Annotated in this window: 19 protein-coding genes; 9 read left to right on the plus strand and 10 right to left on the minus strand. The window is 72.5% G+C overall.

Annotation, left to right across the window (positions count from 1 at the left end; translation table 11 throughout):
- Positions 1 to 43: 43 nt before the first annotated feature.
- Positions 44 to 286: a hypothetical protein gene (locus ACWGSR_RS12915; RefSeq protein WP_376232715.1), complete on the minus strand. Its 243-nt coding sequence runs from the start codon at positions 284 to 286 to the stop codon at positions 44 to 46.
- Between the two features lie 80 nt (positions 287 to 366).
- Positions 367 to 1,221 (minus strand): serine hydrolase domain-containing protein, encoded by an 855-nt coding sequence (locus ACWGSR_RS12920; protein ID WP_453566038.1) that lies wholly within the window; start codon positions 1,219 to 1,221, stop codon positions 367 to 369.
- Between the two features lie 70 nt (positions 1,222 to 1,291).
- On the opposite strand from ACWGSR_RS12920, the gene ACWGSR_RS12925 reads away from it, so the two are divergent.
- Together ACWGSR_RS12925 and ACWGSR_RS12930 are read left to right on the plus strand one after the other, a co-directional pair.
- Positions 1,292 to 1,747, plus strand: a complete 456-nt coding sequence (locus ACWGSR_RS12925) for a MerR family transcriptional regulator (protein WP_376232717.1) — start codon at positions 1,292 to 1,294, stop codon at positions 1,745 to 1,747.
- Positions 1,744 to 2,769: an aldo/keto reductase gene (locus tag ACWGSR_RS12930; RefSeq protein ID WP_376232719.1), complete on the plus strand. Its 1,026-nt coding sequence runs from the start codon at positions 1,744 to 1,746 to the stop codon at positions 2,767 to 2,769. The genes ACWGSR_RS12925 and ACWGSR_RS12930 overlap by 4 nt, the downstream gene beginning before the upstream one ends.
- Before the next feature lie 17 nt (positions 2,770 to 2,786).
- Here the strand turns inward: ACWGSR_RS12930 and ACWGSR_RS12935 are convergent, their stop codons facing one another.
- The 7 genes from ACWGSR_RS12935 to ACWGSR_RS12965 all read right to left on the minus strand — a co-directional run bounded on the left by ACWGSR_RS12935 (position 2,787) and on the right by ACWGSR_RS12965 (position 10,625).
- A complete protein-coding gene (locus ACWGSR_RS12935) occupies positions 2,787 to 3,992 on the minus strand; it encodes an acyltransferase family protein (RefSeq protein WP_453566041.1) in 1,206 nt (401 codons plus the stop codon).
- Positions 3,989 to 4,969: an alpha/beta hydrolase gene (locus ACWGSR_RS12940; protein ID WP_453566044.1), complete on the minus strand. Its 981-nt coding sequence runs from the start codon at positions 4,967 to 4,969 to the stop codon at positions 3,989 to 3,991. The genes ACWGSR_RS12935 and ACWGSR_RS12940 overlap by 4 nt, the downstream gene beginning before the upstream one ends.
- A gap of 273 nt (positions 4,970 to 5,242) precedes the next feature.
- The gene (locus ACWGSR_RS12945; RefSeq protein WP_376328685.1) at positions 5,243 to 5,923 is read right to left on the minus strand and encodes a response regulator; all 681 of its coding nucleotides are present in this window, start codon (positions 5,921 to 5,923) and stop codon (positions 5,243 to 5,245) included.
- A complete protein-coding gene (locus tag ACWGSR_RS12950; RefSeq protein WP_453566046.1) occupies positions 5,920 to 7,314 on the minus strand; it encodes a sensor histidine kinase in 1,395 nt (464 codons plus the stop codon). Before ACWGSR_RS12950 ends, ACWGSR_RS12945 begins: the two co-directional genes overlap by 4 nt.
- Before the next feature lie 138 nt (positions 7,315 to 7,452).
- A complete protein-coding gene (locus ACWGSR_RS12955) occupies positions 7,453 to 8,433 on the minus strand; it encodes a DUF4429 domain-containing protein (RefSeq protein ID WP_453566049.1) in 981 nt (326 codons plus the stop codon).
- Positions 8,434 to 8,489: 56 nt separating this feature from the next.
- On the minus strand, positions 8,490 to 9,710 hold the full coding sequence (locus tag ACWGSR_RS12960; RefSeq protein ID WP_453566051.1) for an alpha/beta hydrolase: 1,221 nt from the start codon (positions 9,708 to 9,710) through the stop codon (positions 8,490 to 8,492).
- Between the two features lie 270 nt (positions 9,711 to 9,980).
- Complete coding sequence (locus ACWGSR_RS12965) at positions 9,981 to 10,625, minus strand: TetR/AcrR family transcriptional regulator (protein WP_453566054.1); 645 nt, start codon at positions 10,623 to 10,625, stop codon at positions 9,981 to 9,983.
- A gap of 136 nt (positions 10,626 to 10,761) precedes the next feature.
- Between ACWGSR_RS12965 and ACWGSR_RS12970 the strand changes: the two genes are divergently transcribed.
- Together ACWGSR_RS12970 and ACWGSR_RS12975 are read left to right on the plus strand one after the other, a co-directional pair.
- Positions 10,762 to 12,384, plus strand: a complete 1,623-nt coding sequence (locus ACWGSR_RS12970; protein WP_376246958.1) for an MFS transporter — start codon at positions 10,762 to 10,764, stop codon at positions 12,382 to 12,384.
- Positions 12,385 to 12,572: 188 nt separating this feature from the next.
- Complete coding sequence (locus ACWGSR_RS12975) at positions 12,573 to 13,004, plus strand: peptidase inhibitor family I36 protein (RefSeq protein WP_453566192.1); 432 nt, start codon at positions 12,573 to 12,575, stop codon at positions 13,002 to 13,004.
- Between the two features lie 99 nt (positions 13,005 to 13,103).
- Here ACWGSR_RS12975 and aceE read toward each other — a convergent pair whose 3' ends face one another.
- Positions 13,104 to 15,836 carry a pyruvate dehydrogenase (acetyl-transferring), homodimeric type gene (aceE, locus tag ACWGSR_RS12980; RefSeq protein ID WP_376242224.1) on the minus strand — a complete coding sequence of 911 codons (2,733 nt, stop codon included), beginning with the start codon at positions 15,834 to 15,836 and terminating at the stop codon, positions 13,104 to 13,106.
- A 417-nt stretch (positions 15,837 to 16,253) separates the two neighbouring features.
- Between aceE and ACWGSR_RS12985 the strand changes: the two genes are divergently transcribed.
- From ACWGSR_RS12985 to ACWGSR_RS13005, 5 genes are all read left to right on the plus strand, one after another.
- Positions 16,254 to 16,676, plus strand: a complete 423-nt coding sequence (locus ACWGSR_RS12985; RefSeq protein WP_366375689.1) for a DUF3052 domain-containing protein — start codon at positions 16,254 to 16,256, stop codon at positions 16,674 to 16,676.
- 215 nt (positions 16,677 to 16,891) lie between these two features.
- Positions 16,892 to 17,350, plus strand: coding sequence for a peroxiredoxin (locus ACWGSR_RS12990; protein ID WP_376242222.1), 459 nt, complete (start codon positions 16,892 to 16,894; stop codon positions 17,348 to 17,350).
- 173 nt (positions 17,351 to 17,523) lie between these two features.
- Positions 17,524 to 18,099, plus strand: a complete 576-nt coding sequence (locus ACWGSR_RS12995; RefSeq protein WP_030210761.1) for a TerD family protein — start codon at positions 17,524 to 17,526, stop codon at positions 18,097 to 18,099.
- A gap of 84 nt (positions 18,100 to 18,183) precedes the next feature.
- A complete protein-coding gene (locus ACWGSR_RS13000) occupies positions 18,184 to 18,759 on the plus strand; it encodes a TerD family protein (protein ID WP_453566059.1) in 576 nt (191 codons plus the stop codon).
- A gap of 29 nt (positions 18,760 to 18,788) precedes the next feature.
- Positions 18,789 to 19,928 (plus strand): DUF475 domain-containing protein, encoded by a 1,140-nt coding sequence (locus ACWGSR_RS13005; protein ID WP_376242219.1) that lies wholly within the window; start codon positions 18,789 to 18,791, stop codon positions 19,926 to 19,928.
- Positions 19,929 to 19,964: the final 36 nt, after the last annotated feature.

Genomic DNA, 19,964 nt, shown 5'->3' on the forward strand with positions numbered 1-19,964 from the left:
ACAGGCCCCGGGGCGCGTCCGGCCGTGGTCCGCCGGGCGGGATTCAGGCGCGGGCGAACGCCCGGCCCGCGACGACGTTCGCGATCACCACGTAGACGACCGCGGGGATGCCGTAGTCGAGCAGCACCTGGAGGGTGTGCGCGGAGACGTCGAAGAGCCCGATCGACCAGCCGGCGAGCCAGTCGGCGGCGGAGTGGAACCAGCCGACGACGGTGTTGCCCCGGTTGGCGTCGAGCAGGTCCATGAGGATCCAGACGACCAGGATGCCCGCGAGGACGTGGGCCACAGTTCTTATGACGGAGTCGATGCCTCTCATGGACTCCGTTTTGCCCGCCTCGGCCGCGACAAACGGCTCCGGCGGGCCTGTTACGACGCCCGCAGGTCCGCCAGGACCGCGTCCGTGAACGCCGGCCAGGCCTCGACCGCCCACGGCCCGAAGGGCCGGTCGGTGAGCGCCACGCACGCGGCCCGCGCGTCCGGGTCGATCCACAGGAAGGTGCCGGACTGCCCGAAGTGCCCGAAGGTGCGCGGCGAGGAGCCGGCACCCGTCCAGTGCGGGGACTTCCCGTCGCGGATCTCGAAGCCGAGCCCCCAGTCGTTCGGCCGCTGGTGCCCGTAGCCGGGCAGGATGCCGGTCAGACCGGGGTGCGTCACGGTCATCGCGTCCAGGACGGTCCGGGCGTCGAGCAGCCGGGGCGCCTGCACCTCGGCGGCGAACCGCACCAGGTCGTCCACGGTCGACACGCCGTCCTTGGCCGGCGAGCCCTCCAGGGCCGTCGACGCCATGCCGAGCGGCTCCAGGACCGCCTGGTGCAGGTAGTCGGCGAAGGGGATGTCGGTGGCCTTGGCGACGTGGTCGCCGAGGGCCTCGAAGCCGGTGTTGGAGTAGATCCGGCGGGTGCCCGGCGCGGCCTGGACCCGGTTCTCGTCGAAGGCGAGGCCCGAGGTGTGGGCGAGGAGGTGGCGGACGGTCGAGCCCTCGGGCCCGGCCGGCTCGTCCAGGTCGATCGCCCCCTCCTCGTACGCGACGAGCACCGCGTACGCCGCCAGCGGCTTGGTCACCGAGGCGAGCGGGAAGCGCCGCCCGGTGGGGCCGTGGGCCCCGGCCGGGGTGCCGTCCGCGCGGACCACGGCGGCGGCCGCGGTGGGGACGGGCCAGTCCTCGATCGACGCCAGGCTCGGCAGACCGTTCTCCACGCTGTTCTCCACGGGGCTCTCCATGCGACCGAGCCTAACGCCCCCCTCGGAACGGGCTTGCTTCGAGTGCACTCCAACCCCCTAGCGTGGAGACATGAGCGCGATCGCGAGCACGAGCGGTACGGCCATGAGCGGTACGACCACGGGCGTTACGACCACCACCGGCGGCGGCCGGACGCCGCACCACACCATCAGCGAGGTCGCCGCCCTGACCGGCCTCTCGGCGCACACCCTGCGCTGGTACGAGCGGATCGGCCTCATGCCGCACGTCGACCGCTCGCACACGGGACAGCGCCGCTTCACCCCGCGCGACCTGGACTGGCTGGCCTTCGTCGGCAAGCTGCGGCTGACCGGGATGCCGGTCGCCGACATGGTCCGGTACGCCGAGCTGGTGCGCGCGGGGGACCACACCCGCGAGGAGCGGCGCGAGCTCCTGGAGGCCACCCGGCGGGACGTCCTCGCCCGGGTCACCGAGCTCCAGGACACGCTCGCCGTGCTCGACGTCAAGATCGCCCACTACGGGACCGTATGCGGAGGAACACCCTCATGACCAGCGTGAACAGGATCGACACCGTGCGCCTCGGGGGCCAGGACGGACCGGAGGTCGGGGTCCAGGGCTTCGGCGCCATGGGCATCAGCGAGTTCTACGGCGCCACCGACGAGGCCGCCGCCCGCGACACCCTCGACGCGGCCCTGGAGGCCGGCGTCACCCTGATCGACACCGCCGACATCTACGGCAGCGGCGCCAACGAGGAGTTCCTCGCCCCCTTCCTCGCCGCCCACCGCGACGAGGTCGTCCTCGCCACCAAGTTCGCCATCGAGCGGCGCGCCGACGACCCCTCCTACCGGGCCGTCCGCAACGACCCGGAGTACATCAGGAGCGCCGTCGAGAACAGCCTGCGCCGCCTCGGCGTCGAGACCATCGACCTCTACTACATGCACCGCCGCGACCCGGGGATCCCGTTCGCCGAGTCCGTCGGCGCGATGGCCGAACTCGTCCGGGAGGGCAAGGTCCGCCACCTGGGCCTGAGCGAGGTCACCGGGCCCGAGCTGCGCGAGGCCCACGCCGTGCACCCGATCGCCGCCCTCCAGTCGGAGTGGTCGCTCTTCTCCCGGGACGTGGAGCGCAGCGCCGTCGGCGCCGCCGCCGACCTCGGCGTGACCGTCGTGCCGTACTCGCCGCTCGGCCGGGGCTTCCTGACCGGGGCGTTCGCGGACGCCGCCAAGGACCTCAAGGGCGATGACTTCCGGGCCCAGCAGCCCCGCTTCACCGGCGAGAACGCGGAGCGGAACGCCGCCCTCCTCGACCCGGTCCGCAAGATCGCCGCCGCCCACGGGGCGACCCCGGCGCAGATCGCCCTCGCCTGGGTCCACCAGCGGGCCTCCGTGCACGGCCTCACGGTCGTCCCGATCCCCGGCACCCGCAAGCGCTCCCGCCTCCTGGAGAACGCGGCCGCCACCCGCATCACCCTCACCGACGCCGAACTGGCGGAGCTGGAGCCGATCGCCGGCCTGGTGGCGGGCGACCGCTACCCGGACATGAGCTTCACGTCGGTGGGCCGGGAGGTCTGAGCACACCCCGGGCGCGCTCATCCCAGACCCAGGGCGAAGATCCCGAAGCCCGCCGCGAGCAGTCCCGCCAGGGCGCGGCGGGCGGGCCCGGCCCCCGTCCACGGGGACTCGAACCCCCGCGCGTACCGCCCGATCAGGACGAGGAGCCCGGCGAAGACCGGCAGCCAGGCGAGCCGGGCCAGGATCCAGCCCGCCGAGTCGGGCGCGCCGACCAGGCCCGGGACCTCCCCGGCGTACGCGGCGGGGACCGCGGCGGCCAGCATCGCCGTCTGGTGCCAGCACAGGACCGTCATCGCCGAGAGGTTCACGACCACGACCGGCGCCCAGAGCGCGGGCCGCCGCAGGAGCGCGCCCAGCCGGTCGCGGAGCAGGACCGCGGCCCCGCTCTGCGCGGCGGCGAGGGCGAGGACGAGCAGCGACGGCGGGTGCGAGTTGGTGCGGGCCTCGCCGGGGACGCCGACCATCGACGCCGGATAGCCGAAGGCGAGCAGCAGCGCGGCGAAGAGGGCGGCCCCGCCGAGGAGCAGGGCCCACGCGTGGCGCCGGGTCACCCGGCCCTCGCCCCACGAGACGCCGAGCTGATAGGCGAAGAGCCAGCCGGGCAGGATGTTCAGCAGGCTCAGCCAGGACGGCACGGCGTCGGCGTACGGCCCGTACCGCAGCAGGTCGACGACGGCGACCGAGCCGAGCAGCGGGGCCGCCGCCCACGCCCCGAGGCGCCGGGCGGCCCGCACGCAGTACGGGGTGAGCGCGGTGACCACCGTGTAGACCCCGACGAACCAGAGCGGCTGGACCACGAGGGTGGACGCCGTCCGCAGGGTGTCCACGGGCACCCCGAGTCCGAAGCGGAGCAGCGGCAGGAGTACCGCCCACACGGCGGTGACCCCGAGCACCGGCCGCCCGAGCCGGGCGAGCCGGGCCCTCAGCCAGTCGCCCGTGGAGCCCTTCCGGCGCCGGTACGAGAGGACGGACGCGTACCCGCCGACCAGGAAGAAGATCCCCAGCATCTGGAGGACCCAGCTCACCGGCGCGAGCCCGGCGAAGGCGCCGAGCGGGCTGGCGTTGTGGAGCGCGCCGTCGGCGGAGCGCGTGAAGCCGCCGAGCAGCCAGTGGCCGGTGGGCACGGCGAGCAGGGCGAGGGCCCGCAGCCCGTCGACCGCCCGGTCGCGGTGGGCGGGGGTGGCGGCCTCGATCCGCCGGACCGTGACGGCGAGGGAACTCATCGGACGTCCCCCTCGGCGATCGCGGCGAACGCGCGCAGGGAGGAGGTCCCGGCCGCGAAGTAGCCGCCGTGGCCGGTGGCGTCCCCGGCCGGGATCCGGCGCGCGCCGAAGGACGGTTCGGTGGGGTCGGTCCCGTGCCCGAGGCCCGCGAACGAGACGTTCGGGACGCGGTCGATCCAGTCAGTGGGGTCCTTCGCCGCCCAGACCCGCGCGGAGGTGCCGAGGTCGGCGACGTTCTCGGCGCGCATCCCCGGAGAGCCGAAGACCACCAGGTCCTTCGCCTTCAGCTCCTGGGCGGCGAGTCCGCAGACCACCGAGCCGTAGCTGTGGCAGAACACCGAGGGCTCGGCCGCCCCGACGGCCGCCAGGCCGTCCGCGAACCGGGCGAGCCGCTCGGCCCCGGCCTCGGCGAGCCGCCCGGTGGCCGCGTCCAGGCCGACGCCGACGGGCGTGGTGTACCCGGCCCAGGCGACGACCGCCGTCCGGCCGCCGGTCGCCCGGTGCAGCGCGGACGCCATGTCCGCGAGCGGCCGGACGTGCCCGGCGTCGACGTCGGAACCGGGCACGACCACCGCCACGTGCGCGGCCCGCGCCAGGTCCCCGTACACCAGGGCCACCTGGCCCCGGCCGCGCGGATCGAAGGCGAGCACCCGGGCGTCGCCGAACGCCCCCTTCGTGGCGAGGGCGTTGGCCTCGTACCGCAGCTCCGGAGGGGCCCCGTCGAGGTTCCCGACGACGGTCGGGTGGTCCCGCACCAGCTCCTTCCTCCGTACGGGATCGAGTCCCGCGAAGAACCGCGCGGTCCCGGCCGGCCCCATCCCCTCCGGGTCCGGCAGCCCCGCCCCCACCCACGCCCCGATCCCGACCGGTGCCCCGGTCACGGCCTCCTGGGCGCCCCCGGACGCCCATCCGGCCGTCCCGGCGACGGCGACGGCCGCCAGGGCCACGGTGATCAGGGTCCTCGAAACGCGGCGCATGGGCCCGCCCTCCCTCTCCGGTTCCTCGTTCGTCCGCCGGTCGTCCGGCGACGGGAGGAAGGTAGGAAGGGGGTGGGTGGCGGCACGTCACACCGGGGGGCCAACTGCCCTTTGATACCGGGGTAGGGGGTGGAGGAGCGGCGGGCCCCCGGGAGGGGGTGGGGTTTTCCCCCGGGGGGCGTACCGCCGGGTCAGGCCGCGCCCGGCCGTACCGCCGCGCCCGGCCGTACCGCCGCGCCCGGCCGTACCGCCGCGTCAGGCCGCGCCGCCGCGTCAGGCCGTGCCCGGCGTCACGAGCCCCGACTCGTACGCGAAGACCACCGCCTGGGCCCGGTCGCGCAGGTCCAGCTTGGCCAGGACCCGGCCGATGTGGGTCTTCACCGTCTGCTCGGCGAGGACCAGGCTGCTCGCGATCTCCTGGTTGGACAGGCCCCGGGCGATCAGCTCCAGGACCTCCGTCTCGCGCGGGGTGAGGCCGTTCAGGCGCAGCGCCGTGGTGTCCCGGCGCGGGGCCGGGCGGGAGGCGGCGAAGTCGGCGATCAGGCGGCGGGTCACGGACGGGGCGAGCAGCGCCTCGCCCGCCGCCACCACCCGCACCGCCGCGATCAGGTCGGCCGGCGGCGCGTCCTTGAGGAGGAAGCCGGACGCGCCCGCGCGCAGCGCCTCGTACACGTAGTCGTCCACGTCGAAGGTGGTCAGCATCAGCACCTTCGGCCGGTGCGTGACCCCGGCCGGCGGGGACAGGATCTCGCGGGCCGCCGCGAGCCCGTCCAGCTCCGGCATCCGCACGTCCATGAGGACCACGTCCGGGTGCGCCGACCGCGCCGCCTCCACGCCCCGCCGCCCGTCCGGGGCCTCGCCGACGACGTCGATGTCGGGCTGTGCGGCGAGCAGCGCGGCGAACCCGGCCCGCACCATGGCCTGGTCGTCGACGATGATCACGCGGATGGTCACTCGGGGTCCTCCGTGCGCAGGGGAAGCCGGGCCGCGACCCGGAAGCCGCCGTCGGGCAGCGGCCCGGTGTCCAGCGAGCCGCCGGTCAACCGTACGCGCTCCCGCATCCCGACGAGCCCGTGCCCGGTGCCGGACGCGTCCCGCTCGACGGACGAACCGACCTCCAGGGAGGGCCCGTTGACGACGAGGACCGTCAGCCACCCCCCGTCCGCCCGGACCGAGACCCGGGTCGCGGCGCCGGGCGCGTGCCGGACGACGTTCGCGAGGGCCTCCTGCACGATCCGGTACGCGGACAGGTCCACCGCCTGCGGGACGTCCCCGAGGTCGGCGGCGAGCCGCAGCTCGGCCGGCACCCCGGCCCGTACGGTCGCCTCCACCAGCTGCTGGAGCCGGTCGAGCCCCGGCTGCGGGGCCAGTTCGCCGCCGCCCTCGCCGCCGTCGCTGCGCAGGACCGAGAGCAGCCGGCGCATCTCGGCCAGCGACTCGCGCGCGCTCGCCGCGATGGAGCCGAACTCCTCGCGGGCCGCGTCGGAAAGCTCCGGGATGCGGTACGGCGCCGAGTCGGCCTGCACGGTGATCACGGACATGTGGTGGGCCACGACGTCGTGCAGTTCGCGCGCGATCCTGGCCCGCTCCTCCAGGAGCGTGCGGCGGGACCGCTCGGCCTCGCTGATGGTCTCCTGCTCCACGAGCCGCCGCTGGGCGTCGCCCCGCGCGCGCACCGCCGAGGTGAGCAGGAGCAGCACCCCGCTCAGGACGAGCAGCAGGGTGTGGACGCTGGTGTAACCGGCGGGCCGGAACGCCTCCAGGACGTATCCGGCGGCGCCCGTCGCCAGCCAGACCCCGAACAGCGCCCGGCGGGACTCGCGCAGGCCGAGCGCGACCGTCAGCGCGCAGTAGCCGACGACGAGCGGCGGCGTCCAGGGCCACAGGTGGGCGCGCGGGCCGTCGGCGGCGAGCAGCACGAGCGCGCCGAGCACGTCGGCGGCGAAGACGACCCACCAGGCCTGGAGGGGGCGGGTGACGGCGAGCAGCAGCGGCGCGGTCTGCGCGGTGCCGATCGCGCCGGCGAGGGCGCCTGCGACGCCGTAGTCCCCGGCGAGGAGGTGGACGGTGGTGGGGAGCAGCGAGGCGACGAGGGCGAGCGCGACGACGTACGGGAGCAGCCGCACCCAGCGGGAGGCGGCGTCGGCGAGCAGGGGCGCCCCGGGGGTGGTCGGGGTGGTGAGCGCGGCCCCGAACCCCTGGAACGCCTCGCGCACCCCGGCGACCGCCCGCCGGGCACCCGCCCCGTAGGGGCCGGGCCGGCGATCGGGGGCCCCGGGCGGGGGAGCAGGGGACGGCTCGGGCCGGGGCGGGGTGGGCGGCTCGGGCCGCGGTGCGCTGGTCATGGCCCGCCCAGCGTAGGCAGCGGCCCCGGCCCCCGGCGTCATACCGGGGACCGGGGTGCGGCCGGGTGCTCCTGATACCGGGGTACGACCCGGGGGCTCCCCGGAGCCCGGAGCTCAGGACTCCTCAGAGTTCGGAACTCAGAGTTCCGCGAGCAACTCCGCCTTCTTCGTGGAGAACTCCTCGTCCGTCACGAGCCCCGCCCGGTGCAGCTCGCCCAGGTGCCGAATCCTTTCTGCCACCGCCCCGGGTGTCCGGGACCCGACCGGCACGGGGGCGCGGTCCGAGGCCCGGATCGCCGCGAGGACCGCCGCCGCGAAGGGGAGGGACTCGTGGACCAGCCCGTAGCCGAGGCCGAAGACGACGGACGCCGGGTCGTGGTCGGGCTGGCTGGGCCGGGGCCCGCCGTCCCGGCTCAGCAGCCGCAGGTGCCCGTCGAAGACGTCGGGCGAGCGCCACTCGACCCCGCAGAGGTCCCGTACCGAGAAGGTCTGGTCACCGGCCTTCCACTTCTCCGAGGACGCCCCCGTCCAGAACCAGCGGAACGCGACCTCCGCACTGCCGTCGAAGGACGCCTTCCCGTCGTACGCCTTGAAGGACAGCGGTCCCGACGGCGGCGCCACGAGGAACCGCTCGGCGGGCGTCACGCCCCCGTCCGCCCCGTACGGGTCCCCGGGCACGTCGAACGCCCCGCCGCGGTCGGGTCCGTCGAGCGCGTCGAGTCCGTCGTACGGGGCGCTCCCGCCGTGTCCGGCGGCCCCCGCGGCCCCCGGCTCCGGCGGCAGCAGCGCCCGCAGCTCGTCCCGGTAGTACTCGGCGAGCGTCTCGCGGTCCGCCGGCAGCACGAGCCGGTACGGATCGCAGCTCTCCTTGAGCTGCCCCGCGGCCGCCTCCATCAGCGGATCGGCGCCCGGTCTCGGCACGGCGTGCAGCACGACGGTGTTCCGTTTCCCGGGCGTGAGCGTCACGGACGCCAGCGCTTCGTACGGTACGCGGCGTTCGCGCAGCACCTGGTACAGCTTCGGCGTGCGGATCCCCCGTTCGAAGCGGATGACGAGGGCGTCGCTCTCGAACTCCCAGGCGGCATGAATTCCGGCCAGCACATCACCCATACGCCTCATCGTAAGCGGCGCCCGCTCCGGCGTCGCCCCTGTGAAAGGTCCCGAAATTACGGGATCTACGCGCGTCGGGACCCTTCCGCGCCGGATATTCCGTCGTGGCAGGCGCCGTCGGCACGTGCGCAGACCAGCCGCGGGTAGGCGCCGACGCCTATCGCGGCGAAGTTCCCGAGGCTCACCGTCCCCGGCGCGAAGTAGCCGCTGTGGCCGACGGCCCCGCCCGCCGAGAGCAGTCGCGCGCCGAACTCGGGTGCCACCGGGTCCGCCCCGTGCCCGATCCCGCCCACCTCCAGGTGGGGCACGTCGGCGATCCAGTCGTCCGCGTCCCGCATGGCCCAGATCCGGGCCGGGGTGGCGAGGTCGGCGGCCCGCTCCACCCGCATGCCGGGGCTTCCGGAGACGGCCACGTCCGTCACCCGGGCGGGCAGCCGGGGCGCGGCGACCCCGCAGAGCACGGAGCCGTAGCTGTGGCAGAAGAGCGCCACCCGGGCGTCCCCGGGGAGGGCCTCGGTCAGCCCGACGAGCCGCGCGGCGCCCGACTCGGCGAGCCGGCCGGTCAGCGCGTCGACGCCGAGCCCGGCGGGCGCGGTGTAGTCGGCCCAGGCGATCACCGCGACCCCGGTCCCGGGCGCGGCCCGCCGCTCGGCGTCGTAGAGGGCCTGCGCCATGCCGACGGGGGCCCCGTACCGGCCGTGGGTCCGCTGGAAGGTGAGGAGGTTGGTGTCGACGCCGGGCACGACCACCGAGACGCGCCGGGCCCGCTCCAGGTCCCCGAGGACCTCGGCGGCCCGGCCCGTGCCCGTCGGGTCGAACGCGAGGATCTGGCGGCCCGGCCGCAGCAGCGAGGCGAAGCGGTCGGTCCGGCGCTGCGCCTCGTGCCGGCCCTCGGGGGAGAGCCGGGGGTCGTCGGCCCTGCCGCGCTCGGCGCCGTACGCGCGGGCGAGCGTGATCCGGTTGGCGCGGTAGCGGAGGGCGACCGGGGCGCCGTTGAGGTTGCCGACGACGAACGGGTGCCGCGCGGCGAGCCGGGCGCCGCCCGCCGGGCCGAGCCCGGCGAAGAACGCCGCGACGGTCCGGGGCGGGGCCGCCGGGTCGGGCAGCGGGCGGTGGTCGACCCGGTCGCGCGTCCAGGCGGCGAGCGCGGCCTCGCGGGAGGGGCCCGGCGGGGGCTGGTGCCGGACCGTGGTCCACCCGGTGGTCGCGAGGAGCACGAGCACGACGACGAGCGCGAGCAGGGCGCGCGCGGCGACGGGGGCGGGAGCGGTGTCGGCAGGTGTCACGGGCCGCCACCCTACGGGGCGGTGGGGGCGGTTCCGTACCAGGTGGGACGGAGGTCACGCTTCCGTGGAACGGGGAACCGGGAGGGGCCGGGAAGCGTCCGGCACCGGGCCGGGGAGCGTTCCTTCGGGGGCTTCGGGGGCTTCCCGTACGGGCCCCGGAGTCTCCCCGTACGGGCTCAAGAGCCTTCCCGTACGGGCCCCGAAGCCGTTCCCGTACGGGCCTCGGAACCTTCCCGTACGGGCCCCTGGGCCTTCCCGTACGGCCGGCCCCTAGGGGGCGTTCCGCCGGTCCCGCCAGTGCGGGGTCAGGGCCGGGCCGAGGTGGTCGAGGTACTGCTCGGTGAGCGCGCGGATGGCCTCCAGGCTCTGGTCCGCGCCCCGGCCCCACATCTGCCCGGTCACCCGCATCACCCCGCTGAACGCGGCCACCGCGATCCGGGGCCGCGGGTCCGCGTCCACGTCGACGCCCTCGCGCTCGGCGATGATCCGGGCGATCGTCTCCTCCATCTCGGTGGAGCGGCGCAGGTGGACGGCGAGCAGCGCGGGCGTCGACTCGATCAGCTGGAAGGTGCGCAGGTACAGCTCGACCGGGACGACCGCGGTGATGGCCTCGCCGATGGTGTCCCAGGAGGAGAGGACGGCGTTGCGCATCGCGTCGAGGGGGCCCTCGGCCGGGGGCCGCTGCTCCAGGGAGCGGACGAAGCGCTCCTCCACCATCTGCTGGACGGCGAAGGCGACCTCCTCCTTGGAGGAGAAGTAGCGGAAGAAGGTGCGCTGGGAGACCTCGACGGCCTCGACGATCTCGTCGACCGTGGTCCGCTCGTAGCCCTGGGCGGTGAAGAGTTCGAGGGCCACCCGGATCAGCGCGTCACGCGTCCGCTGTTTCTTCCGCTCGCGCAGACCGGGCAGGGTCACCTCGGGTTCCTCTTCTCCGGCGCCACAGGCGCTTTGCGGGGGTTTCTTCCGGCTCAGCGTACCTGTGAGCTACGTGACAGTTACCGACGCGTGAATCGCTTTGTCAATTGTCAGCGACTGTCACTAGCCTCGGTGTATGACTAGTCAGACCACCGTGGAAAAGGCCCCGCAGGGCCAGGGGGGTACCCCGGGACCCGTATCGGGTCCGGCGAAGGGACTGCGCGGCCATCCCTGGCTGACCCTGTTCGCCGTCGCCGTGGGCGTGATGATGGTCGCGCTCGACGGCACGATCGTCGCGATCGCCAACCCCGCCATCAAGGCCGATCTCGACGCCTCGCTCGCCCAGGTCCAGTGGATCACCAACGGCTACCTGCTCGCGCTCGCCGTCGCCCTGATCACCGCCGGCAAGCTCGGTGACCGCTTCGGCCACCGCCAGACCTTCCTCATCGGCATCGCCGGCTTCGCCGCCGCCTCCGGCGCGATCGGCCTCTCCGACTCGATCGCGGCCGTGATCGCCTTCCGCATCCTCCAGGGCCTCTTCGGCGCCCTGCTGATGCCGGCCGCCCTCGGCCTGCTGCGCGCCACCTTCCCCGCCGAGAAGCTGAACATGGCGATCGGCATCTGGGGCATGGTCATCGGCGCCTCGACGGCCGGCGGCCCGATCGTCGGCGGCCTGCTCGTCGAGCACGTCAGCTGGCAGTCCGTCTTCTTCATCAACGTGCCGGTCGGCGTCGTCGCGCTCGTCTTCGGCCTGGTGATCCTGAAGGACCACCGCGCGGAGAACGCGCCGCGCTCCTTCGACATCCCCGGCATCGTGCTGCTCTCCGGCGCCATGGGCACCCTGGTCTGGGGCCTCATCAAGGCCGGCGAGTCCTGGGGCTGGGGCGGCGCCAAGACGTGGGGCTGCCTGCTCGGCGCGGTGCTCCTCTTCGTGCTCTTCGCCCTCTGGGAGACCAAGGTCAAGGAGCCGCTCATCCCGCTGGCCATGTTCCGCTCCGTGCCGCTCTCGGCCGGTGTGGTGCTGATGGTCCTGATGGCCTTCGCCTTCATGGGCGGCCTGTTCTTCGTGACCTTCTACCTCCAGGGCGTGAAGGGGCTCAGCCCGGTCGACAGCGGTCTGCGCCTGCTGCCGCTGACCGCGATGATGATCGTCTCCTCGCCGCTGGCCGGCGCGCTGATCACCAAGTTCGGTCCGCGCGTGCCGCTCGTCGGCGGCATGGTCTGCACGGCCGCCGCGATGTTCGGCATGATCACGCTCTCCGAGGGCACCGACACCCTCGTCATGTCCCTCTGGTTCGCCCTCCTCGGCCTGGGCCTCGCCCCGGTCATGGTCGGCGCCACCGAGGTCATCGTCGGCAACGCCCCGCTGGAGCTCTCCGGCGTGGCCGGCGGTCTGCAGCAGGCCGCCATGCAGGTCGGCGGCGCGCTCGGCACGGCGGTCCTCGGCGCCGTCATGTCCTCCAAGGTCTCCGGCGTCTTCGCGGACAACTGGAAGGCGGCCGGCATCCCGGCCCCGCCCAACCCGCAGCTGGAGCAGGCCGCCGAGTTCGGCATGGTCCCGCCGGAGCTGGCCAAGGCGCCGGGCATGACCCCCGACCTCGTCCAGGTGATCGGCGGCGTCATCCACGACACCTTCCTCCAGGGCATGGGCCTGGCCTTCACCGTCGCCGGTGTCGTCGCGGTCGTCGCGGCGGGCGTCGCCCTGCTGACCAAGCGCGGCGAGAATGCGGAGGCGGGCATGGGCGGCGCCCACATCTGATCTGCGGGTCCTCTTCTCGCGCGGGTTTCTCGCGAGTCTTTCGCACGGCCCCCGCCGGACCTGGTCCGGCGGGGGCCGTCGCCCGTTCGGGTGAAGAAGCTTTGGCCCCCTTCTCAACAGGCGGTGACCTCCGGCAGAGTTATCGTCACGGAGAGTGACGAAACCGGGGGTTGAGAACCTTGAACGACCTGCGTACGAAGCGACTGCTGACGACCGCCGTCCTGGCGGTCCTGCTCCTCACCGCCCTGCCGGGCGCGGCGACCGCCACGACGACCGGCAAGGCACCTGCTGCGGCGACCGGCAAGGCGACAGCCGGGGCCACCGGCCCGGGGGTGACGCTCGGGGCCTGCGGTCCCGGAAAGCTCTGCCTCTGGCCCAAGCCCGACTTCAAGGGCAGGGTCCGGACCCACGAGCTGGCCACGACCGACGTCGACAGCTGCGTCGCCCTGCCGGCCGGCACCTCGGCCCAGTCCCTCGCGAACCGCACCGGACGGCCGGTCACCACCTACCAGTCCGCCGAGTGCGCGGAGACGGGCGAGTTCGAGACCTACCCGGGGAAGGGCACCTGGGTGCCGCAGTCGCCCCACGAGATCAGAGCGTTCAAGATCTGGGAGCGGTAGGGGCGGAGGCGGGAGACGGCACGGAGCGGCCCGGGAAACGCCGAGGGGCGGCGGAACCACCGGTCCCACCGCCCCTCGGCTCCCCTTACGGGGTACGGCTCACGCGTCGCCGCCCGCCGCGCCCGGCTCCGCCGCCGCCACGTCGAGCAGCTGGTAGCGGTCCACGGCCTGCTTCAGGGCCGACCGCTCGACCTTGCCCTCGCGGGCCAGCTCGGTCAGCACCGCGAGCACGATCGACTGGGCGTCGATGTGGAAGTAGCGACGGGCCGCGCCGCGCGTGTCCGCGAAGCCGAAGCCGTCCGCGCCCAGCGAGGTGTACGTGCCCGGGACCCAGCGGGAGATCTGGTCCGGCACCGAGCGCATCCAGTCCGAGACCGCCACGAACGGACCCTCGGCGCCCTGGAGCTTGCGCGTCACGTACGGGACGCGCTGCTCCTCGTCCGGGTGGAGCAGGTTGTGCTCCTCGACGGCCACGGCCTCGCGGCGCAGCTCGGTCCAGGAGGTGGCGGACCAGACGTCGGCCCGCACGTTCCACTCCTCGGCGAGGATCCGCTGCGCCTCGATCGCCCACGGCACGCCGACGCCGGAGGCCATGATCTGCGCGGGGATCGTGCCCGCCTCGGCCGGCTTGAACCGGTGGATGCCCTGGAGGATGCCCTCCACGTCCACGTCCTCCGGCTCGGCCGGGTGCTGGATCGGCTCGTTGTAGACGGTCAGGTAGTAGAAGACGTCCTCGGCCTCGGGGCCGTACATCCGGCGCAGGCCGTCCTTGACGATGTGCGCGATCTCGAAGCCGAACGCCGGGTCGTAGGCGATGCAGGCCGGGTTGGTGGAAGCGAGGAGGTGGGAGTGTCCGTCCGCGTGCTGGAGGCCCTCGCCGGTCAGCGTCGTGCGGCCGGCGGTGGCGCCGAGGACGAAGCCGCGCGCCAGCTGGTCGGCCATCTGCCAGAACTGGTCGCCGGTCCGCTGGAAGCCGAACATCGAGTAGAAGACGTACACCGGGATCAGCGGCTCGCCGTGCGTGGCGTACGCGGAGCCGGCGGCGATCAGCGAGGCCGTGCAGCCGGCCTCGGAGATGCCGTCGTGCAGCATCTGGCCGGTCGGCGACTCCTTGTAGGCGAGGAGGAGTTCGCGGTCCACCGCCTCGTACTGCTGGCCCAGCGGGTTGTAGATCTTGGCGCTCGGGAAGAACGCGTCCATGCCGAAGGTGCGGTACTCGTCGGGGGCGATCAGCACGAAGCGCTTGCCGATCTCCTTGTCCCGCATGAGGTCCTTCAGGATGCGGACGAACGCCATGGTGGTGGCGATCGACTGCTGGCCCGAGCCCTTCTTGGCCGCCGCGTAGGCCTTGTCGTCGGGGAGCTCCAGCGGCTTCGCCCGCACGACCCGGGTCGGCACGTACCCGCCGAGCGCCTCGCGGCGGTCGTGCATGTACTGGATCTCCTCGGAGTCCCGGCCCGGGTGGTAGTACGGGGGCAGCCCCTCCTCGATCTGCTTGTCCGTGACCGGGATGTGCAGCCGGTCGCGGAAGCGCTTGAGGTCGTCGACCGTCAGCTTCTTCATCTGGTGGGTCGCGTTGCGGCCCTCGAAGTTGGGGCCGAGCGTCCAGCCCTTGACGGTCTGCGCGAGGATCACGGTCGGCTGGCCGGCGTGGGCCTTCGCCGCCGCGTAGGCCGCGTAGATCTTCCGGTGGTCGTGGCCGCCGCGGCCCAGGTGCAGGACCTGCTGGTCGCTCATGCCCTCGACCATGGCCCGCAGCCGCTGGTCGTCGCCGAAGAAGTGGTCCCGGATGTAGCCGCCGGTCTCCGTGGCGTACGTCTGGAACTGGCCGTCCGGGGTGGTGTTCAGCTTGTTGACCAGGATGCCGTCCCGGTCCTGCGCGAGCAGCGGGTCCCAGGAGCGGTCCCAGATCAGCTTGATGACGTTCCAGCCGTTGCCCCGGAAGATCGACTCCAGCTCCTGGATGATCTTGCCGTTGCCGCGCACCGGGCCGTCGAGCCGCTGGAGGTTGCAGTTGACGACGAAGGTGAGGTTGTCCAGGCCCTCGCGGGCCGCGATGGAGAGCTGGCCGAGGGACTCCACCTCGTCCATCTCGCCGTCGCCGAGGAACGCCCACACGTGCGACTTGGAGGTGTCGGCGATGCCGCGCGCCTCCATGTAGCGGTTCATCCGGGCCTGGTAGATCGCGCCGAGCGGGCCGAGGCCCATCGACACGGTCGGGAACTCCCAGAAGTCCGGCATCAGCCGCGGGTGCGGGTAGGAGGAGAGGCCGTTCGGGAACTTCGACCTCTCCTGGCGGAAGCCGTCGAGCTGGGCCTCGTTCAGCCGGTCGAGCAGGTACGCGCGGGCGTAGATGCCGGGGGAGGCGTGGCCCTGGAAGAAGATCTGGTCGCCGCCGTCGCCCTCGTCCTTGCCGCGGAAGAAGTGGTTGAAGCCGACGTCGTAGAGGGAGGCCGAGGAGGCGAAGGTCGCGATGTGGCCGCCGACGCCGATGCCCGGGCGCTGGGCGCGCGAGACCATCACGGCCGCGTTCCACCGGGTGGCGTTGAGGACCTTGCGCTCGATCTCCTCGTTCCCGGGGAAGAAGGGCTCGTCCTTGGTGGCGATGGTGTTGACGTAGTCCGAGCTGCGCATCTCGGGCACGGCCACGCGCTTCTCGCGGGCGCGCTCGATCAGGCGGAGCATGAGGTAGCGGGCCCGGGCCCGGCCCCGCTCGTCGACGGCAGCGTCGAGGGAGTCGAGCCATTCCTGGGTCTCTTCCGGATCGAAGTCCGGGACCTGGCTGGGAAGGCCGCCAATGATGATCGGGTTGCGATCGGATCCGGGAGCCACGCTCTTCCTTCGCTGTTCGGGGTGGTCACGGGGCCACGGGGTGGTCGGGATCTCCATCGTGTACCCCGCCGACACCGGACGTCATCTTTACCGAGGGGTAACCCTTCGGGGCGTCCTCCAGGTGCCAGGGTGTGGTCAAATCGCAACCTTACGCCCAACCCGCGCATGCGTTTCGTCCGGGCGTTCGGCAGACTGAAGAGTCAGAAGTCCTCGAAAGCGGACGAACCGCTCGCACCCGATCACGGAGGGGGTCCCGCAGTGCCGGAAGTTGCGGCGAGACGGCCCCAAACGTCACCGTTTCGGCGGTCTCCGGGGCCGGGTACTTGCGCGATCCGCCCCGGCACGTGTGGACTACGGCCAGCGCCGCGCGCACACGCGCGGCCCACAAGCATTTTCCGAATGAGCAGGAGGCAAGCCGTGAGCGCGACCGCGGACCACGCGGAGGAGCGGACCAACCCGGCATCCAGGCTGGGGTTCGAGCCCGGACAGGTGGTCCAGGAGATCGGCTACGACGACGACGTCGACCAGGATCTCCGTGAAGGCATCGAGTCCATCATCGGGGCCGATCTCGTGGACGAGGACTACGACGACGTCGCCGACGGCGTCGTCCTGTGGTTCCGCGACGAGGACGGCGATCTCACCGACGCCCTGGTGGACGCCATCGGTTTTCTGGAGGACGGCGGCATGATCTGGCTGCTGACTCCGAAGACCGGCCGCGACGGCTACATCGAGCCGAGCGACATCAACGATGCCGCGCAGACCGCTGGTCTCTCCCAGACCAAGAGCATCAGCCTCGCCAAGGACTGGGTGGGCACCCGCCTGGCCTCTCCGAAGCGCTGATCACCCACGCCGCGACGAGCCCCCGCAGGACCCGGTCCTGCGGGGGCCTTCGCGCACCGGCGCGGGTCCTTCGGTCCGCCGTGCGCGGACACGGCTCCGTGTCCGGGGGCGGGCCCCTTCGCGCACCGGCGTAGGGTGGGGTTCACCGTTTCGGCCCAGGGCCCGGGTTCCGTCGGCCCGGTGCCGCGGGCCCCGTCGAGAGGGACGCGCACGCGATGGCGATCGAGGTCGGCACCGAGGCCCCGGATTTCGAGCTCAAGGACAACCACGGGCGCACCGTGCGGCTCGCCGACCTCCGCGGCGAGAAGAACGTCCTGCTGTTCTTCTACCCCTTCGCCTTCACCGGCGTCTGCACCGGTGAACTGCGCGAGCTCCGCGCCAACCTCCCGGCGTTCGTCAACGACGACACCCAGCTCCTCGCCGTCTCCGCCGACTCCGTCCCCACCCTGCGCGTCTTCGGCGACCAGGAGGATCTGGAGTTCCCGCTGCTCTCCGACTTCTGGCCGCACGGCGAGGTCTCCCGCGCCTACGGCGTCTTCGACGAGGAGAAGGGCTGCGCGGTGCGCGGCACCTTCGTCCTCGACAAGGCGGGAACCGTCCGCTGGAGCGTCGTCAACGCCCTGCCGGACGCCCGCGACGCCGCCGCCTACGTGAAGGCGCTGGAAGCCCTCTGAGGGGCCCGGGCGGGGTTCCGGAGGGCCTTCCGGGCGCTCTCCGGGGCCGACACCCTCGGATTCACCGGGCGAATCGACTGTTTCGACCGGGAACCCGTCACTAGGATCCAGACGTTGATCCGATGCCAACGCACGACTGGGGGCGCTGCCCCTGGAAACCTATGGAGGGACTCGTGGGAGTCAGCCTCAGCAAGGGCGGCAACGTCTCGCTGACCAAGGAGGCCCCTGGCCTCACCGCCGTGACCGTCGGTCTGGGCTGGGACGTCCGCACCACCACCGGTACGGACTTCGACCTCGACGCCAGCGCCATCCTGGTGAGCGAGGAGGGCAAGGTCCGCAACGACCAGGACTTCGTCTTCTTCAACAACCTGAAGAGCGCCGACGGCTCCGTCGAGCACACCGGTGACAACCTCACCGGCGAGGGCGAGGGCGACGACGAGCAGGTCAAGGTGAACCTGGCGGGCGTGCCGGCCGACGTGGCCAAGATCGTCTTCCCGGTCTCGATCTACGACGCCGAGAACCGCCAGCAGTCCTTCGGCCAGGTGCGCAACGCGTTCATCCGCGTCGTGAACCAGGCCGGAGGCGCCGAGATCGCCCGGTACGACCTCTCCGAGGACGCCTCGACCGAGACCGCCATGGTCTTCGGCGAGCTGTACCGCCACGGCGCGGAGTGGAAGTTCCGCGCCGTCGGCCAGGGCTACGCCTCGGGCCTGCGCGGCATCGCGCAGGACTTCGGCGTCAACGTCTGAGCCGAACCGCACGAACCGTCCGGCGCCGCACTCGGAAGTGCGGCGCCGGACGTGCCTCATCATCCACCGGGGAGGAACAGAACCATGGGCGTCACGCTCGCCAAGGGAGGCAACGTCTCCCTCTCCAAGGCCGCACCCAACCTCACCCAGGTCCTCGTCGGGCTCGGCTGGGACGCGCGCTCCACCACCGGAGCCCCCTTCGACCTCGACGCCAGCGCCCTGCTCTGCCAGGCCGGCCGGGTGCTCGGGGACGACTACTTCGTCTTCTACAACCAGCTCCGCAGCCCCGAGGGCTCCGTCGAGCACACCGGTGACAACCTCACCGGCGAGGGGGACGGCGACGACGAGTCCCTGGTCGTGGACCTCACCAAGGTGCCGGCCCACTGCGACAAGATCGTCTTCCCGGTCTCGATCCACGACGCCGACAACCGCGGCCAGAGCTTCGGCCAGGTCAGCAACGCCTTCATCCGGGTCGTCAACCAGACGGACGGTCAGGAGCTCGCCCGCTACGACCTCTCCGAGGACGCCTCCACCGAGACCGCGATGATCTTCGGCGAGCTATACCGCTACAACGGCGAATGGAAGTTCAGGGCGGTGGGTCAGGGGTACGCGTCCGGGCTGCGGGGCATCGCTCTAGACTTCGGGGTCAACGTTTCGTAAAGCCATGTAATTTCACGATGGGGTAGACAGTGGTTCTGAAAACCTTCGGCTGGTCGTTCGCCATCACGGCGCTCGGCCTGGCCTTCGCCGCTTGGCAGTGGGGGTGGGAGGCGTTCGGGGTCGTTCTGATCCTGTCGATCCTCGAGATCTCGCTGTCCTTCGACAACGCGGTCGTCAACGCCGGAATCCTGAAGAAGATGAACGCCTTCTGGCAGAAGATCTTCCTCACGATCGGCATCCTGATCGCGGTCTTCGGCATGCGGCTGGTCTTCCCCGTCGCGATCGTCGCCATCAGCGCCAAGGTCGGACCGATCGAGGCCGTCCAGCTCGCCCTGGACGAGCCCGAGCGGTACGAGGCCCTGGTCACGGACGCCCACCCGGCGATCGCCGCCTTCGGTGGCATGTTCCTGCTGATGATCTTCCTCGACTTCATCTTCGAGGACCGCGACATCAAGTGGCTCTCCTGGCTGGAGCGTCCGCTGGCCAAGCTCGGCAAGGTCGACATGCTGTCGGTCTGCGTCGCGCTCATCGTCCTGCTCGTCACGGCGATGACCTTCGCGACGCACGCGCACACCAGCGTCGGGCACGTGGACAAGTCCGCGACCGTGCTGCTCTCCGGTGTCGCCGGTCTGATCACCTACCTCGTCGTCGGCGGCCTCTCCGGCTTCTTCGAGAACAAGCTGGAGGAAGAGGAGGAGCGCGAGCACGAGGAGGAGGAGAAGGCCAAGGCCGAGGGCAAGCCGGTCTCGGCGGTCGGCCTCGCCGGCAAGGCCGCGTTCTTCCTGTTCCTGTACCTGGAAGTCCTCGACGCCTCGTTCTCCTTCGACGGCGTCATCGGCGCCTTCGCCATCACGAACCACATCTTCTGGATGGCGCTCGGCCTCGGCATCGGCGCCATGTACGTCCGTTCGCTCACGGTCTACCTGGTCCGCGAGGGCACCCTGGACGACTACGTCTACCTGGAGCACGGCGCGCACTACGCGATCGGCGCGCTCGCCGTCATCCTGCTCGTCACCATCCAGCACGAGATCAGCGAGCTCATCACCGGCTCCATCGGCGTGATCCTGATCGCCCTGTCCTTCTGGTCGTCCGTCCGCCGCAACAAGGCGATCGCGGCGGCCGAGGGCGGCTCCCCGGGAGACAAGACAGAGGTCACGTCGGGGGTGTGACACCCCTGATAACGAGGAACGCTTCACTGCGGGGCG

The organism is Streptomyces sp. NPDC055632 (assembly GCF_053618675.1).

Bases quoted from the DNA above. Each gene is read 5' to 3' on its own strand.
- ACWGSR_RS12925 (WP_376232717.1), top strand. From the start codon at position 1,292: ATGAGCGCGATCGCGAGCACGAGCGGTACGGCCATGAGCGGTACGACC.
- ACWGSR_RS12930 (WP_376232719.1), top strand. From the start codon at position 1,744: ATGACCAGCGTGAACAGGATCGACACCGTGCGCCTCGGGGGCCAGGAC.
- ACWGSR_RS12920 (WP_453566038.1), bottom strand. From the start codon at position 1,221: ATGGAGAGCCCCGTGGAGAACAGCGTGGAGAACGGTCTGCCGAGCCTG.
- ACWGSR_RS12950 (WP_453566046.1), bottom strand. From the start codon at position 7,314: ATGACCAGCGCACCGCGGCCCGAGCCGCCCACCCCGCCCCGGCCCGAG.
- ACWGSR_RS12970 (WP_376246958.1), top strand. From the start codon at position 10,762: ATGACTAGTCAGACCACCGTGGAAAAGGCCCCGCAGGGCCAGGGGGGT.
- ACWGSR_RS12940 (WP_453566044.1), bottom strand. From the start codon at position 4,969: ATGCGCCGCGTTTCGAGGACCCTGATCACCGTGGCCCTGGCGGCCGTC.
- ACWGSR_RS12935 (WP_453566041.1), bottom strand. From the start codon at position 3,992: ATGAGTTCCCTCGCCGTCACGGTCCGGCGGATCGAGGCCGCCACCCCC.
- ACWGSR_RS12955 (WP_453566049.1), bottom strand. From the start codon at position 8,433: ATGAGGCGTATGGGTGATGTGCTGGCCGGAATTCATGCCGCCTGGGAG.
- ACWGSR_RS13000 (WP_453566059.1), top strand. From the start codon at position 18,184: ATGGGCGTCACGCTCGCCAAGGGAGGCAACGTCTCCCTCTCCAAGGCC.
- ACWGSR_RS12990 (WP_376242222.1), top strand. From the start codon at position 16,892: ATGGCGATCGAGGTCGGCACCGAGGCCCCGGATTTCGAGCTCAAGGAC.